The following is a 15786-nucleotide window of genomic DNA, read 5'->3' as shown; positions in this document are numbered from 1 at the left end:
GATGCTCCCGACATGCAAAAAACCGTCACGCGCCGATTTTCCGTGGCGCCGATGATGGACTGGACTGACCGGCACTGTCGCTACTTCCTGCGACTGCTGAGCAGGCACGCCCTGCTCTATACCGAAATGGTCACCACTGGCGCCCTGCTGCATGGTGATCACCAACGCTTTCTGCGCCACAGCGAATGCGAGCATCCGCTGGCCCTGCAACTGGGTGGCAGCAACCCTCTTGAACTGGCGGCCTGCGCCCGGATGGCCGAGCAAGCCGGCTACGACGAAGTCAACCTGAATGTAGGCTGCCCGAGCGACCGCGTGCAGAACAACATGATCGGCGCCTGCCTGATGGGCCACCCGCAACTGGTGGCCGACTGTGTGAAAGCCATGCGCGACGCCGTGGGCATTGCGGTCACGGTCAAGCACCGCATCGGCATCAATGGCCGCGACAGCTACGAACAGCTCTGCGAGTTTGTCGATACGGTCCAGCAAGCCGGCTGCCAGAGTTTTACCGTGCATGCGCGCATCGCCATTCTCGAAGGCCTCTCGCCCAAGGAGAACCGGGATGTGCCGCCACTGCGCTACGACATCGCCGCCAGACTCAAGCGCGACTTCCCGCACCTCGAGATCATCCTTAACGGCGGGATCAAGACCCTTGATGAATGCGCGCAGCATCTGCAAACCTTCGACGGCGTCATGCTCGGCCGCGAGGCATATCACAATCCCTACCTGCTGGCGCAGGTCGACCAGCGCCTGTTTGGCGATGCGCACGCGATTCCGAGTCGCGCCCAGGTCCTGGAAAATCTGCGCCCCTATGTCGAGGCGCATCTGGCGGAAGGCGGCGCCATGCACCACATCACCCGCCACGTGCTCGGTCTGGGCCAGGGTTTCCCGGGTGCGCGGCGTTTTCGGCAGCTGCTCTCGGTGGATATTCACAAGACCAGCGAGCCGCTGGCCCTGTTCGACCGGGCGGCAACCCTGCTGCAAGGACACTAGCAAGCCGTTGAGCCAAATGACTGGCTCGGTTAAGGTCAGCCAATACCAACCTCAAGGTTTCCCCATGGTCTCCAAGCTCGAGCAACTCAAACAATTCACTACCGTGGTCGCCGACACTGGCGATGTCGAGGCCATCGTGCGCCTGCAGCCGGTCGATGCCACCACCAACCCTTCCCTGCTGCTCAAGGCTGCCAGCCTGCCGCACTATGCAGCACACCTGAGCGACGCCGTTGCTTCCTGCGGTGGTGACCTCGGGCTGGCCTGCGACCGCTTCGGGGTAGCCGTCGGCAAGGAGATCCTGCAGGTCATCCCGGGCCGCATTTCCACCGAGGTGGATGCGCGGCTGTCGTTTGACCGGCAGGCCACGCTGCGCCGCGCCGAACGCCTGATTGAACTCTACGAGCAGTCCGGCATCGGCCGCGAGCGCGTGCTGATCAAGATCGCCGCCACCTGGGAAGGCATTCGTGCCGCCGAGCAGCTTGAGCGCGATGGCATCCAGTGCAACCTGACCCTGCTGTTTTCCTTCGCCCAGGCCGTGGCCTGCGCCGACGTCGGCGTGTTCCTGATTTCACCGTTCGTCGGGCGTATCTACGACTGGTACAAAAAGGCCGAAGGTCGCGACTTCAGTGGGGCTGAAGACCCCGGTGTGCAGTCGGTTTCCCGGATCTACCGCTACTACAAGGCCAACGGCTACCAGACCGTGGTGATGGGCGCGAGCTTTCGCAACCTGGGCCAGATCGAAGCGCTGGCGGGCTGTGATCGGCTGACCATCAGCCCCGATCTGCTGCAGCAACTGGCCGCTGATAATGGCTTGCTGGCGCGGCAACTCAAGGCTGAAGGCAGCAGTGAGCCGCGCTGCTCCCTCGACGAGGCCCAATTTCGCTGGGCGCTGAATGAAGATGCCATGGCCACGGAAAAGCTGGCGGAAGGTATTCGGCTGTTTGCCCGTGACCAGGAAAAGCTCGAGGCACTGCTACAGGCCAGGCACTAGAAAAAGGCCCTCTACTCGTTACGGGTTGAATACTCGCTTGTCGTAGGGTGGGCTTCAGCCCAGCAAAAGCAGCGCTGCAATAAGGTTGGCAGCGGTGGGCCAAGGCCCACTCTACGAAAGCACGTTCAACCACTAACGCAGACATAACCTGGAAAAAAGTCGGGCAGACCGTGCCCGTCACGTTAGAGCGCCTCAGTGGCGTTCGAGAACCTTCACCAAGTCGCGAAATGCTTCGCGGTTGGATTCGTTCAAGCCCATCAGGATCCGGTGGGCTTCCAGCACCTTGGCCTTGACCACTTCTTCCGACTGGTCCTGGGATGGCAATTCGGCCAGGCAATCAGGACATGCCTGCGGCTGGTTGACGATGTTGAACACCTGCTCGAAGCCCATCGAATCGAGCAACCGGGTGATATCGGGATGCGTGGTAACCACCGTGGGCAACAGTCCGGATTTCTGCCGGGACAGAATCGACAACTTGGCCAGCAGGCCCAGGGTGGTGCTGTCTATGCTGTGCGTTTCGGTCAGGTCGATGACAATCCCCGAGAAGTTCGGCGCACTGAATATCCGCTCGATGGTGGCATCCAGCGCAGAGCACAGCGTCAGCCGCACTTCGCCGACAAACTTCAGGATGAAGGTGCCGTTCTGTTCGGCGAACTGGATAGTGCCACTACTCATGCAAGGTTCCTGCTTAGTACCAGCAGCGCAATGTCATCCGGCATGTCGCCCAGCGTCGTCAGTTCCAGCGCATCGCGCAATCCGTTCAGGGTGCCACCGGCAGCACTGACCAGTTGCGGCAGGGATGCTTCTTTATCCTTCAGGGATTCGCCTGGCAACAGATCGAAAATCCCGTCAGACAGCATGGTCAGGCTGAAAGAGTCCGGCAGGTCCATGACGTAATCCTCATGCACCGCATGTTCGAACAAGCCAATCGGCAGCCCGCGACCTTCGAGAAAACGCGCCGAGCCCTGGCTGTACAGCACGGGCAGGGGCAAGTGCCCGCCAATGCTGTAGGTGAGCTGATTGCTCAACTGATCAATCACCCCGCCAAGCATGGTGACGTGCTTGCCGAGCTTGCAGTTGAGCAGGCCACGGTTGATATGGCCGAGCACTTCCGAAGGCTTGAACGCCGGCAGCAGGCCATTGCGCCGGGACTCATAGAGCAGTCGGGTGGTCATGAACTTGAGCAGTACGGTGACAAACGCCGAGGACGCACCATGCCCGGACACATCGGCCAGGTAGAACGCCACGCGGTGCTGGTCCAGGCGGAAATAGTCGACAAAATCACCGGACAGATACAGCGACGGGATGATCTGGTGTTCGAACAACAGGTCATCCGTGTGCCAGGGGCTCTGCGGCAGCATGTTCAACTGCACCTGCCGACCGGCGTTCTGGTCTTCCTCCAGCAGGCTGAGACTGGCTTGCAACTCGCGATTGGTCGCCTCGAGCTTTTCCCGGTAGCGCCGGTTTTCCTGACGCAGTGCCGCTTCATCCAGCGCGCGGCGTACCGAGTGTTCGAGTACGGCCAGATCATCCAGCGGCTTGAGCAGGTAGTCAGATGCCCCCAGGCGCAAGGCTTCAACGACATCGCTCATGGTTGCCGCGCCGGACAGCAGGATTACCGGGGTCTCAGAGCCCTGCGCGTTGAGTTGCCGGATCAGCTCCAGGCCATCGAGTTGCGGCATGCGCAAATCGCAGATCAGCAGATCAGGCTGGGCGTCCTTGAAGGCCTGCATGCCCTGCATGCCATTGCTGGCCTGCAGCACGCGAAAGCCTTTGGCTTGCAGGTGGGCGGCAAGACGAGCACGCACGACCTCGTCGTCATCAATGATCAGTAGCGTAGCGCTAGGGTTGTGCATTGAGTTTCCAGGCCAACTGCGCCGGGGAGAGGAATTTGGCTGCGCGCTGGAAACACAGGGAAGTTCCAGCCGGGCAGGTTCATTTCAAGGCGCAGACGGTACTCCCATCTGCATAGCGATTCAAGCGCTGGCCGATGCCCTGCACTGGCTCCAGAGCAAGGCCAGGGACACCGGCGCCACCTGCGGTTGGCCGGTTAAAAACAGGGGCCTTTGTTCCGCACGGCAGCGCCTCGCGGCTTCAATCGATCCGGACCAGATACCTGCCGACGGTCTTGCCGGCGAGCATCTGCGCAATGACCTGCGGAAGATCCTCGAGACCGATCTCGTGCGCCAGGCTGTCCAGGTTTTCCAGCTTCCACGAACCGGCCAGCTTGTCCCACATGGCCGCCTTGGTAGCCAGGGGTAACTCCACCGAATCGACGCCCAGCAGGTTGACCCCGCGCAGGATGAACGGCAGCACACTGGCCTTGAAGCCGACGCCTGCGGTCAGGCCACAGCAGGCCGCGCTGGCACCATAGCGCAGCGACTTGACCACGTTGAACAGGATGTCGCCACCCACCGTATCCACTGCACCGGCCCAGCGCTCCCGGAGCAGGGCTTTGTCCCCACCCTCCTCCAGTTCCTGGCGCGTGACAATCTGCCCGGCGCCCAGCTGGCGAAGGAACTCGCCCTGCTCGGCCTTGCCGGTCGCTGCGGCAACGCTGTAGCCAAGCTTGTGCAGCAGGGTCACGGCGATGCTGCCAACTCCGCCGCTAGCACCGGTTACCAGCACCGCTCCGGCCGCCCGGTCCAGGCCGTTCTGCTCCAGCTTGTCGACACAGAGCGCAGCGGTCAGCCCGGCGGTGCCCAGCAGCATGGCCTCGCGCAGTGACAAACCTGGCGGCCGCCGGATCAGCCAGGCGGCCGGCACGCGAATGTACTGGCTGAAGCCACCCGCCGTATTCATTCCCAGGTCGTAGCCGGTGACTATCACCTCATCCCCGGCAGCCAAGCCTGCAACTGCGGATTGCTCGACCACGCCGGCCGCGTCAATCCCCGGAGTGTGCGGGTAACTGCGGGTAACCCCGCGATTGCCCGAAGCCGAGAGTGCATCCTTGTAGTTGAGCGATGAATAGCGAACCCGGACCAGTACCTCACCGACGGGCAGTTCATCCAGTTCCCGGCTGACGACCTGCGGGACGAAGTTTCCGGCGGAATCCTCACTGACCAACAATGCCTTGTAGTGCATGGTTATTTTCCCCTGTTACCAGTAGCGCTGCTGGGTCAGCCGGTTCCACCAGTTCAGCAGCACGCGATCCAGCGTCAGGCTGGCGGCCAGTCCGATACGCTCCTGCAGGCTCTTGTGCTGCGTATAGTGCAGGTGAAAGAGATCGGCTTCGCGTGCCTTGTCCGCGAGATACTCATCGCTGGTCTTCAGTTCGTCGACCAGCTGTTTGCCCAACGCCGCCTGACCGAGCCAGACTTCGCCGGTAGCGATTTCATCGATCGCCAGTTGTGGCCGATAGCGCGCCACGAAGCCCTTGAACAGCTCATGGGTGATCTGCAGGTCTTCCTGGAACTTTTCCCGGCCCTTCTCGGTGTTTTCGCCGAACACGGTCAGCGTGCGCTTGTACTCGCCCGCCGTCAGCACTTCGAAATCGATGTTGTGCTTCTTCAGCAAGCGGTGCACGTTCGGCAGCTGTGCGACCACGCCAATGGAGCCAAGAATGGCGAATGGCGCCGAGAGAATCCTGTTGCCGATGCAAGCCATCATGTAGCCGCCGCTGGCAGCGACCTTGTCGACGCAGACCGTCAGTGGAATTCCGGCCTGGCGGATGCGCGCCAACTGCGAAGAGGCCAGCCCGTAGCTGTGCACCATGCCGCCAGCACTTTCCAGGCGCACCACCACTTCATCCCTGGCGGTGGCGATCCCCAGCAAGGCAGTGACTTCATGGCGCAGACTTTCGACCGCCGAGGCACGAATATCGCCATCGAAGTCGAGGACATAAATCCTGGGTTTCTGCTGCGCCGATTTGCGCGCCAGTTTGCTCGCCTTGTGTTCTGCCTTGCGTGCGGCCTTCAGCTGTGACTTGTCCAGCACCGTCTGCTGCATGCGCTCCTGCAGCTTCTGGAAAAACTCGTTGAGCTTTCTGACCCGCAGTTCCCCACCTTGCCGGCGGCCTTTGCTGCGCAAGGCGGCGGCCGTTGTCAGCACCACCAGAATGGCCGCTACAACCGTGACTATCCTGGCCAGAAAACCTGCGTATTCGGCTAAATGTTCCACATATTCCCCCGGTAAGACTGCTTGCCTGACTGCATTGGCCAGCATAGTGACGTGGCGCAACGAGGCCGGCAAGCAAGTCACTCCTGGCATCGTTACAAATTCAAACAAGCGTATGTTTTTTCGTTGACAGTATCACCGCTCTGGCCATACCCTCGCCTGAATTTCAATGCATGCGGACAATTGCGAACTTGGGCAGCATTTACCTGATTCGACACGGGCAAGCCTCTTTCGGCGCAGATGACTATGACGTCCTTTCGCCACTGGGCTTTCGCCAGTCCGAAGCACTCGGCAAGCACCTGGCCCAGCTCGGACTGCGCTTCGACCGTTGCCTGAGCGGCGACTTGCAGCGCCAGCAGCACACTGCCAGGACCACCCTGGAACATATTCGCCAGCACGGCTTGCCAACTCCGCAGCTGGAAATAGACAAGGCCTTCAACGAATTCGATGCCGACGCGGTGATCCGCGCGCTGCTGCCTGATCTGCTGCAGAGCGAACCGCAAGCACTGGAGGTGATGCGCAATGCGCGTGACAACCGTGCAGAATTTCAGCGCCTGTTTGCCCTGCTGATTGGCCGCTGGGTAAGCAATGAATACGACCAGCCGGGACTCGAGCGCTGGAGTGATTTTGTCGAGCGGGTCGAGTCGGGCTTGCAACGCCTGCTGGATCAAGCCGACAAGCGTCACAGCATCGCCGTGTTCACCTCGGGCGGCACCATTACGGCACTGCTGCAGCGCCTGACCGGCGTCAGTGCAGACAAAGCCTTTGAACTTAACTGGCAAATCATCAACACCTCACTCAGCCGCCTGAAGTTTCGCGGCTCCGAGGTGGTGCTGGCTTCCTTCAACAGTCAAGTGCATCTGGAACTGTTGAAGGCCCCGGAGCTCATCACTTACCGTTGAGTACCGGATCAATGCGGCCAGTCGGCCGGCTGATAAACCTGAAAAAAGGAAATAACCATGAGCAGAGTTGACGAAATCGCCCACACCATGAAAAGCAAATTCAACGCAGGCGCTGCCGCCGGCCTGGATCTGGTATTCGGCTTCAAGATCGACGATGGCGAAAGTTTCTACCTGACCGTCAAGGACGGCACCTGTGACCTCGGTCTGGGTGAGTCGCCAAATGCCAACGTTACCCTGCTGATGAACACCGAAACCCTCGCCGGTATTTCCACCGGCGAAACCGACGGCATGCAAGCCTTCATGGGCGGCAAGCTGCGCGCTGAAGGCGACATGATGCTGGCCATGAAGCTCAGCGAACTGTTCCCTGTCTAAGCATTCGCTGGACCAAGGAAAGCCGGAGCCCTGTGTCTCCGGTTTTTTTTGCTCCGCTTTCCTGGCCCGCTTGTGCAGCACGATCAGGATGGCTGATTGGCCTGCAACACGCAGCGCTATAACAGGCATTGCTGCTTGTGACGGCTAACGATGCGCATTAAATTTGAAAATGATCCAAGACGCGCATCATAAGTTTTAAGGATAAGCATGACACTGACCGATCAGACCATCGCCAGTCGCGAGGGTGAAGAGCTGGATACCCGCGTCATCGACAGCTACCTCAAGTCGCAGATTCCCGGGCTGTCCGGCACCCCGCGGATAAGCCAGTTCCCCGGTGGCGCTTCGAACCTGACCTACCTGCTGGAATATCCGGACCTGCAACTGGTGCTGCGCCGCCCACCACACGGGCACAAGGCCAAGTCGGCGCACGACATGGGCCGTGAATTCCGCATCATCAATCAGCTCGGCAGCAGCTTCCCCTACTGCCCGAAGGCCTATGTGCACTGCACGGACGAAGCGGTACTGGGTTCCGAGTTCTATGTGATGCAGCGCATCAACGGCATCATCCTGCGTTCGGAGTTGCCCGCAGAGCTCCAGCTGGATGCGCAGATGACCACGCAACTGTGCAAGAACTTCATCGACAAGCTGGTCGAGCTGCACAACGTCGATTACCAGGCCTGCGGTCTGGGGGATCTCGGCAAGCCCGAGGGTTATGTGCAGCGGCAGATCAGCGGATGGACCGATCGCTATGAAAAAGCCATGACACCCGATGCCCCGCAGTGGGCAGCCGTCAAGCAGTGGCTGAAGGAAAAGCAGCCGGCCGATCATCCCCAGCCGGGCATCGTGCATAACGACTACCGCTTCGACAATGTGCTGCTCGACCGGCAAAATCCGATGAGCATCATCGGTGTTCTGGACTGGGAACTGACCACCATCGGCGATCCGCTGATGGATCTGGGCAACACCCTGGCCTACTGGATAGAGGCGGATGATCCGGCTCCCGTCCAGCTGATGCGCCGCCAGCCCAGCAATGCCGTTGGCATGCTCAGTCGCCGCGAGTTCGTGGATTACTACGCCGAGCGGGCGGGCATCCAGATCGACAATTACGACTTCTACTACACCTACGGCCTGTTCCGCCTGGCCGGTATCGTCCAGCAGATCTATTACCGCTTCTATCACGGCCAGACCAAGGACAAGCGCTTCGCCCAGTTCATCATGATGAACAAGCTGCTCGAGCAGATGAGCCTGCAGATCATTGCCAAGTCACCCCTCTGAGCAAACTTCCAGCCCCGCAACCAGGAGAACCGCATGCCCAAGACCACCCTGTTCGACCTCGATGGCAAGATCGCCTTTGTGTCCGGCGCCAGCCGCGGTATCGGTGCAGCTATCGCCAAGCTGCTGGCCCAGCAAGGGGCGCACGTGATTGTGTCCAGTCGCAAGATCGAGGGCTGCCAGGCGGTGGCAGACAGCATCACGGCTGCCGGTGGCCAGGCAACCGCGGTGGCCTGCCATATCGGCGAGCTGGAGCAGATCCAGGGCGTGTTCGCCTTTATCCGCGAAAACTTCGGGCGCCTGGACATCCTGGTGAACAATGCCGCGACCAATCCGCAGTTCGGCAACGTGCTGGATACCGACCTGACGGCCTTCCAGAAGACCGTGGACGTCAACATTCGCGGCTATTACTTCATGTCCATCGAAGCCGGCAAGCTGATGAAGGCCAACGGTGGGGGCAGCATCATCAACGTGGCGTCGGTCAATGGCGTAACCCCGGGGGAATTCCAGGGCATCTACTCGGTAACCAAGGCTGCCGTGATCAGCATGACCAAGGTCTTTGCCAAGGAGTGCGCGCAGTTCGGCATCCGCTGCAATGCCCTGCTACCTGGCCTGACCGACACCAAGTTCGCCTCGGCACTGACCAGCAATGATGCAATCCTGAAAATCGCCCTGCAGCGGATTCCGCTCAAGCGGGTTGCCGATCCGAGCGAGATGGCGGGTGCCGTGTTGTATCTGGCCAGCGCGGCGTCCAGCTACACCACCGGCATCACGCTGAATGTGGATGGCGGCTTCCTGGCCTGAACCGCGCGACGGCAGGCGCGAACAACTGCGCCTGCCGCTGACAGTGCTGCCTACTCGACCACGCTGAAGGTCAGGCCGGCATGTTCCGTCAGGCGCGCAAGCAGCGCGTCACCCAGCAGCGTTGCCGGAGTCCAGAATCCGCCCGGCTTGTCGGCCTTGGCAATATCCTGGGCCAGGCACACCGCCGCCTCGCCGAGAATCTTGCAGGTCGAGCCGTAACCGGGATCGCGATCACCGGTCACCTTGACCGTCAGCCGGTTCCCCGTGGACGTCCGGCCAAGCAGGCGGATGTCATAAAAGCCCACCTTTTGCTGCTCGGGAGTAGGCCCTTCTCCCGGCTTTGGCAGGACAAAACGCTCGAGCAACGCCCTGGTCGGTTTCATCGCCACGGCGCCGGTAAAGGCGGCCAGGCCCAGGGCAATGCCGATCGCGCTGGCGCGCCCGGCAAGTCCCTGCCCCGTCAGCATGGCTTCGTCGTAGACAAAGTCGTGGCCATAGGCGTAGCCGCTCAACTGGTTGCTGCGATGTACCACCTTGGTATTGATTACCGCCATGATAAAGGGTGCGCTCCACGCCTTGGCATCTTCATCGAAACTGGCAAACTGCGGATTGGGTTGCCGCGGCAGGCCGGACGAATCAGCCGTACAAAAGGCATAGGGATTGTTCAGCAGCTTGCGCAACGCCGGATTGGCAACTGACTCGCGGATGGTTTCCAGCATGCTCGCCACCGTTCCGCCGGAAGCGCCACCGCGCATGGCCTTGACCCGCAGTTTTACCCGCGTGCAGCTCTGGCCGTACTGCTTGAGTGCCTGCTGCTGCAGGTAGTAGGTGCCCAGGTCGGACGGTACTGAGTCAAAGCCGCTGCAATGCACGATCCGCGCCCCGCTCTTTTGTGCCGCTGCCTCGTGTTCGCGAATCATCTGCGCGATCCATTGCGGCTCGCCGGTAAGGTCGCAGTAATCCGTGCCGGTCTGTGCACAGACCTTGACCAGCGTCGAGCCGTACAAGGCGTACGGGCCTACCGTGGAAGCCACTACCCGCGTCTGCCGGCACAGGCTGCGCAGGGCCTTCTCGTCGGCCGCATCCGCGACCATGATCGGCAATCCCGCGGCTGCCGGCCCCAGACTGGTACGCAGCTGTTCCAACTTGGCCCGCGAGCGACCGGCAATCGCCCAGTCAAGGTCGCCATCGACACCATGCCGATCGAACAGATAGTGGGTCAGCAGCTGGCCGACAAAGCTGCTTGCGCCGTAAACCACGAGGTGATGGTTCGCCATGCTGAATAATCCTTGTGCTCTGGATGGAGGGAGGAAGCGGGCGGCAGCCGCTAGTCGGGCTTATCGCCCACTGCACCTGCCGCAGTGTCTACTGCCAGCTTTTGAAGGCCTGTTCGGCAGCACTGTTCAGTGGTTTTACCAGCAGGCCGGTGGGTGCCAGGCTGACCGAGTAAGCAGCACCGTTGGCCATCGGCAGGTAATTGACCCGCCGCGCCTGCGGATCGAACAGGTAGAAATCCCGTGTGCCGCCCATCCGCAACCAGCTCCACAGATCGATGCCATAACGGCTCCTGGCCAGTACCACCCGGCTGTTCAGGGATTGTTGCTGCTGCTCCATGCCCAGATACCTGCCGGTGAGCTTTTCCAGACGATAACCGGGTTGCAGGCCGATCAGCGCGCCCAGACCCTTCCATTGGAAAAGCCGTGCATCGAGCTGCCAGAGGTCACCGTCCAGACGGACCGTGCGCTCTTCCGCCCCCTGCAGCAGGGTGACACGATACTGCTGCGGAGCATCCGCCGTGAAGCTGATGGTGGCCAGCAACTTGCTCTCGGGCACCACCGTATAGCTGCCAAGATCCAGAGCGAGCATGCCGATTACGCCTGCCACGCCGAGCACCAGGAGGCCGCAGGTGCCGCGCAACCAGCCAAGGAACCATGCGCGGTTCAATAGGACGCGTGCGGCGATCAACAATGTCAGCAGGGCCAGCAGTCCGATAGCCCAGGCCATTCCGTCATACTGCATGGAACAATTCCTTCTTGTGGCAATTGCACGCATTATGACCAGCGCGCTGCCTTGCAGCCACCACAAGTGTCATCACTGGTTTATCTGGAGCGTCGATGCTCTCTGTCCTCGATCCTGCCATGGCGCCGCTGACTCTCGGACTGCTGGTGGCGGTTGCGTTTATTGCCGGATTCATCGATGCCATTGCCGGTGGCGGCGGCTTGCTGACCATTCCGGCGCTCCTCACCGCCGGCCTGCCCCCGCACCTGGTGCTGGGCACCAACAAGCTGTGCGCCACGTTCGGCTCGGCTACCGCAAGCCTGACGTTCTACCGGCGTGGCCTGTTCGCCCCCCGAATCTGGCGCAACGCCCTGCTGGCAACCGCCGTCGGCGCCTTGCTCGGCGCCCTGCTGGCGCACTGGATGCCTTCCGCCTGGCTCAACCAGATGCTGCCGCTGGTGGTGTTTGCCTGCGGCCTGTACCTGCTGTTCGGCCATATCCACGACCCGGGATCGACACGCACCGGCACCATCGGCCAGCACCGGCAATGGCCACAGGGACTGAGTCTGGGCTTCTACGACGGCGTGGCCGGACCTGGCACGGGTTCGTTCTGGACGGTGAGCACACTGCTGCTCTACCCGCTGGACCTGCTGCGGGCCAGCGGCGTAGCACGCAGCATGAACTTTGTCAGCAACGCTGCCGCCCTGGCGGTATTCATCAGCGCCGGCCAGGTTTACTGGGCCCTGGGCTTGAGCATGGGCGCCGCCCTGATGCTGGGCGCGTACCTTGGCGCGCGCAGCGCCATTCGGGGTGGAGCGCGCCTGATCAGGCCGGTATTCGTGCTGGTGGTGCTGGCGCTGACGGCGCGCCTAGTCTGGCAACACTGGTTCGGGCAGGCCTGACTGGCGAGCCAGGTAGAGATCGATCAGATAGCGGGAGATGGTCCGGCGCGACGGCAGCTGCGGCAGCTGATCCAGGCGGAACCAGCGGGCATCTTCGATTTCACCAGGCTGCGGAACGATGTCGCCGGAAGCGTACTGCGCATGAAACCCGAGCATCAGCGAATGCGGAAATGGCCAGCCCTGGCTGGTGACGTACTGCAGGTTGCTGATTTCCAGCCCGACTTCTTCGCGCACTTCGCGCACCACACAGGCTTCTACCGACTCACCCGGTTCGACGAAACCGGCCAGGGTGCTGTAGAGACCGCTGGGAAAACGCGATGAGCGGGCCAGCAGTATTTCCTCCCCGCGCGTGACCAGTACGATCATGCTGGGTGAGAGCCGTGGGTAGTGCGTTACACCACAGGGTTCGCAATGCATGCCGCGCTCGCCAGCCAGCGCCTGCATCCGCTGCCCGCAGCTGCCGCAGAAGCGGTGCTGCTCGGCCCAGGTGGCGATCTGGCTGGCATAGCCAAGCATCTGGAAAGTGGGGGCATCAATCGGCTGCATGAGCAGCAACTGGCGCGTGCCCTGCCAGGTGCAGCCAGGCATATCCAGTAGCTGGTCGACCACCAGCAGATACACCTCGTCTTCGCCCAGACGGCCGAGCCCCTGCTCGGCAATCAGCACCAGTTCCTGGCGCTTCAGCCATTCACGGGGGAACAGCAGGCCATTGGCATCGACCAGAAAGTTCTGCCGGCAGCAGAGGATCGCCCAACCACCCGGGGTTGCCGTATCAAGCCAGCTCGCTTGCCAGCGCAGGCCTTCGCTTTGCATCACCCCGCGATACCCAGTGCGCTAACGCTTTCTGCAGCCAGGTCCAGGACGTAGGCGCGATCCTCGTTACGCAGCAGCGCGCCGCCCTCGAGGAAATACTCGAGGCTGGTAAGGGCATCAGCCAGGGTATCCAGCATCTGCTCTGAGGGGATTTGCGGTGCCTCGAGCATGTGCATGCGGATATATTCGGCACAGTCGTCAATCAGCGCGGCTGCGCGCGGCTGATCAATGAACAGCAAACCGCCGCGTACCGCATGCAGCACTACCGGAATGTTGGACAGGTGCATCTTGTCGCCAGCGGATTCCAGATAGGCGGTGATGGCCCGCTTGGCCATGGCTATACCGCCGTGCGCCTCATCGATCACCACAATGCGTGCTTCACGCAATTGATTGACCGCAAACAGCTGCTCGTCGTCAGGCGGCGCCTTCGGCAAGCTGGGGCGTGCCTTGCCATGTTCCAGGCTGGCGACCACGCCCTCGACATACAGAACCGTATCAGCCAGCTTGAGCATTGCCGCAGGGTCGATGGCCGCCCCTTCGATCCACACACTCACCAGTTGCACCTGCACTTGCAGTGCATTGCCGGCCGCGCTGAGGCCCACCATGCCGAGCGTCTTGGACAACTTGCCCATGACCGCATGCAGATTGCTCAAGCCATCGGCAGGCGCTGCGCCGCGCTCGATCAGATCCAGGTAATCCTTGAGGCTTGCCAGTTCATCGCGGATCGCGCTGGACAAGGAGCGCATCACGCCCTGCCCAGGTCCCGCCAGATTCTTGTAGGCGTCCTCCAGCAGGTGGTCGGTGAACGGCAGGCTGTTGAGGCCGAACGCTCCGCGCACCGAGCTGACCAGTGGACCTTGCGTATCGGCCAGCGCAACCAGGTACAGCAGCTCTTTCAGCAGACTGCGCGGCGCGTCGTACTGCTCACTGGCAAACAGCTGCTTGAGTTCGCGATCCAGTCGTGCAAACAGCAGCTTGCGCGACTGCCGTGGCAATAGCTGGCCGTCCAAGCAGGCTTCCAGGGCGGCGGCAGCCAACCAGCACAAGCGCCCGCGACTCTCGCTGGCGTACAGCTGATCCAGCCGCTGCATCGCCCGCGCCATCAGCTTCAGGCTGGCTTGCGGATTGTCACCACGCAGGAAACCGAGCAGGCCGACCTGATACATATGTCGCATGCGCCGGGCTTCCGCTACGCGATTGCTCTGGGTCGCGGGTTTTGCGGCAAGCGGCGGACGCTGAACATCCAGGCGCGCACTGAAAAAGAAGCTTTCCGGCAACAGCGCTTGTGCGTTGGTCTGGCGCAGTTCGTTGATCGCCGGCAGCAATAGTTCGGGAAACTCCTGGCGATGCAGGTCGACTGTTTCAAGATAGCGCCGCAGAACATGCATCCCGGAACTCAGGGCGGATAACTGGGCGTTGCGCTCGGCACCGGCGCCTACCGGAATATCGGTGGCCTGCTGCAGTATTTCCTGGGCAAGCAATTCGGCACCGGCCAGTCCGATCAGGTTCAAGGTACCGCGAATCTGCTGGAGGCTTTCTACCGCCTGCTGCAGGTGGCTGCCATTGTCGCGTTCACTGATGAATTGCTCGAGCTGCTGCTCGGTCTGCTCCATGGTCGAGAAGAGCTCATCACGCACCAGGCTCAGGGACGTAGCTCCAGCGGTCATGATTCACGTGCCCCCGTCGAGAAGCCTGGCGACAGCCTCAATTGGCAAACTCCGGCCGTTGCTTGCTCATGTGCGCCGCGATCGCGACACGCAGGTCTTCGGACTGCAGCATCGAGGCATTCCAGGTCGCAATGTACTCGAGGCCGTCATCGATCCGGTGGTCACGCATGTAGCGCAGCATTTCCTTGGTACCGCGAATGGCCACCGGCGACTTGGCGGCAATTTCCCGCGCCAGCTGGAACACGCCTTCGACCAGCGCGGCATGATCGGCATAGGTGCGATTGACCAGGCCCATGCTGCGGGCTTCCTCGCCGTTGAAGGTCCTCGCGGTAAATGCCAGTTCGCGCAGCATGCCATCGCCGATCAGGTGCGGCATGCGCTGCAGGGTGCCAACGTCGGCAGCCATGCCCATGTCGACTTCCTTGATGGAGAACTGTGCGTCCAGTGTCGCATAGCGCATGTCACAGGCAGCGATCAGGTCGATCGCGCCACCCAGGCAATAACCGTGAATCGCCGCGAGGACCGGCTTGGCGCAGCGCTCGATAGCGGTGAAGGATTCCTGGAACTCCATGATCTTGCGCCGCAGATTCAGCGCGTTGCGCCCGGTGTCACTGCCCAGCTGGCTGCCAACGCTGGCCAGTAGCATCAGGTCCATGCCGGATGAGAAATGCTTCCCGGCCCCGGAAATCACCACCACCCGCACGCCGTCGGTGACATCGGCCCAGCGAAAAATCTCGGTGATTTCCCGCCAGAAGTCGGCGTTCATCGAATTCACCTTGTCCGGACGGTTGATCTGGACATGCGCAATCTTGTCTTCGACTTCCACTTTGAAGGCTTTGAATTCAGACACCGAGTCATCCTCTGGAGCAGTTGGCGCAGCCGCGCCGTTTCTTGTCAGGCGTAGTTGCCGAGGCTGTCAGCGCACCTTTCCGGCAACTATAACAAGCATGCAATAAAAG

At 61.4% G+C, this 15786-nt stretch carries 16 protein-coding genes; 7 read left to right on the top strand and 9 right to left on the bottom strand.

Going from position 1 to position 15786, the window contains the following annotated elements; translation table 11 throughout:
- Window positions 1-12: 12 nt before the first annotated feature.
- Together dusA and tal are read left to right on the top strand one after the other, a co-directional pair.
- On the top strand, window positions 13-990 hold the full coding sequence (dusA, locus tag ISX93_RS11645) for a tRNA dihydrouridine(20/20a) synthase DusA (protein WP_195778902.1): 978 nt from the start codon (window positions 13-15) through the stop codon (window positions 988-990).
- 64 nt (window positions 991-1054) lie between these two features.
- On the top strand, window positions 1055-1981 hold the full coding sequence (gene tal / locus ISX93_RS11640; RefSeq protein ID WP_195778901.1) for a transaldolase: 927 nt from the start codon (window positions 1055-1057) through the stop codon (window positions 1979-1981).
- Window positions 1982-2173: 192 nt separating this feature from the next.
- On the opposite strand, the gene rssC is transcribed toward tal, so the two are convergent.
- The 4 genes from rssC to sohB form a co-directional block, all read right to left on the bottom strand.
- Entirely contained in the window at window positions 2174-2656 is a 483-nt protein-coding gene (gene rssC, locus ISX93_RS11635; protein ID WP_195778900.1) for an anti-sigma factor antagonist RssC, read from the bottom strand.
- Complete coding sequence (rssB, locus tag ISX93_RS11630; RefSeq protein ID WP_195778899.1) at window positions 2653-3837, bottom strand: two-component system response regulator RssB; 1185 nt, start codon at window positions 3835-3837, stop codon at window positions 2653-2655. The genes rssC and rssB overlap by 4 nt, the downstream gene beginning before the upstream one ends.
- A gap of 238 nt (window positions 3838-4075) precedes the next feature.
- A complete protein-coding gene (locus tag ISX93_RS11625) occupies window positions 4076-5065 on the bottom strand; it encodes a YhdH/YhfP family quinone oxidoreductase (protein ID WP_195778898.1) in 990 nt (329 codons plus the stop codon).
- Window positions 5066-5080: 15 nt separating this feature from the next.
- Window positions 5081-6100: a protease SohB gene (gene sohB, locus ISX93_RS11620; protein WP_195778897.1), complete on the bottom strand. Its 1020-nt coding sequence runs from the start codon at window positions 6098-6100 to the stop codon at window positions 5081-5083.
- 188 nt (window positions 6101-6288) lie between these two features.
- On the opposite strand from sohB, the gene ISX93_RS11615 reads away from it, so the two are divergent.
- From ISX93_RS11615 to ISX93_RS11600, 4 genes are all read left to right on the top strand, one after another.
- Window positions 6289-6999, top strand: a complete 711-nt coding sequence (locus ISX93_RS11615) for a histidine phosphatase family protein (protein WP_195778896.1) — start codon at window positions 6289-6291, stop codon at window positions 6997-6999.
- Between the two features lie 57 nt (window positions 7000-7056).
- Window positions 7057-7371, top strand: coding sequence for an SCP2 sterol-binding domain-containing protein (locus ISX93_RS11610; protein WP_195778895.1), 315 nt, complete (start codon window positions 7057-7059; stop codon window positions 7369-7371).
- 207 nt (window positions 7372-7578) lie between these two features.
- The gene (locus tag ISX93_RS11605; RefSeq protein WP_195778894.1) at window positions 7579-8646 is read left to right on the top strand and encodes a phosphotransferase family protein; all 1068 of its coding nucleotides are present in this window, start codon (window positions 7579-7581) and stop codon (window positions 8644-8646) included.
- 33 nt (window positions 8647-8679) lie between these two features.
- Complete coding sequence (locus ISX93_RS11600) at window positions 8680-9447, top strand: SDR family oxidoreductase (RefSeq protein ID WP_195778893.1); 768 nt, start codon at window positions 8680-8682, stop codon at window positions 9445-9447.
- A 50-nt stretch (window positions 9448-9497) separates the two neighbouring features.
- On the opposite strand, the gene ISX93_RS11595 is transcribed toward ISX93_RS11600, so the two are convergent.
- Together ISX93_RS11595 and ISX93_RS11590 are read right to left on the bottom strand one after the other, a co-directional pair.
- Window positions 9498-10724 carry a saccharopine dehydrogenase family protein gene (locus ISX93_RS11595; RefSeq protein WP_195778892.1) on the bottom strand — a complete coding sequence of 409 codons (1227 nt, stop codon included), beginning with the start codon at window positions 10722-10724 and terminating at the stop codon, window positions 9498-9500.
- An 88-nt stretch (window positions 10725-10812) separates the two neighbouring features.
- The gene (locus tag ISX93_RS11590) at window positions 10813-11466 is read right to left on the bottom strand and encodes a hypothetical protein (protein WP_195778891.1); all 654 of its coding nucleotides are present in this window, start codon (window positions 11464-11466) and stop codon (window positions 10813-10815) included.
- A gap of 95 nt (window positions 11467-11561) precedes the next feature.
- Here ISX93_RS11590 and ISX93_RS11585 point away from each other — a divergent pair, with 95 nt between their 5' ends.
- Window positions 11562-12347: a TSUP family transporter gene (locus ISX93_RS11585; RefSeq protein ID WP_195778890.1), complete on the top strand. Its 786-nt coding sequence runs from the start codon at window positions 11562-11564 to the stop codon at window positions 12345-12347.
- Here ISX93_RS11585 and nudC read toward each other — a convergent pair.
- The 3 genes from nudC to ISX93_RS11570 are packed head-to-tail and all read right to left on the bottom strand — an operon-like array spanning window position 12315 to window position 15677.
- Window positions 12315-13160, bottom strand: coding sequence for an NAD(+) diphosphatase (gene nudC / locus ISX93_RS11580; RefSeq protein WP_195778889.1), 846 nt, complete (start codon window positions 13158-13160; stop codon window positions 12315-12317). The genes ISX93_RS11585 and nudC overlap by 33 nt on opposite strands.
- On the bottom strand, window positions 13160-14827 hold the full coding sequence (locus ISX93_RS11575) for a ferrous iron transporter B (protein ID WP_195778888.1): 1668 nt from the start codon (window positions 14825-14827) through the stop codon (window positions 13160-13162). The genes nudC and ISX93_RS11575 overlap by 1 nt, the downstream gene beginning before the upstream one ends.
- Before the next feature lie 37 nt (window positions 14828-14864).
- On the bottom strand, window positions 14865-15677 hold the full coding sequence (locus ISX93_RS11570; RefSeq protein WP_195778887.1) for a crotonase/enoyl-CoA hydratase family protein: 813 nt from the start codon (window positions 15675-15677) through the stop codon (window positions 14865-14867).
- Between the last annotated feature and the right edge of the window lie 109 nt (window positions 15678-15786).

The sequence above is a fragment of the Pseudomonas sp. N040 genome, assembly GCF_015637705.1.
In the GTDB taxonomy this organism is placed as follows: domain Bacteria; phylum Pseudomonadota; class Gammaproteobacteria; order Pseudomonadales; family Pseudomonadaceae; genus Aquipseudomonas.
Note: the sequence above shows the minus strand (reverse complement) of the source record. Positions and strands in the feature narration are given on the sequence as shown.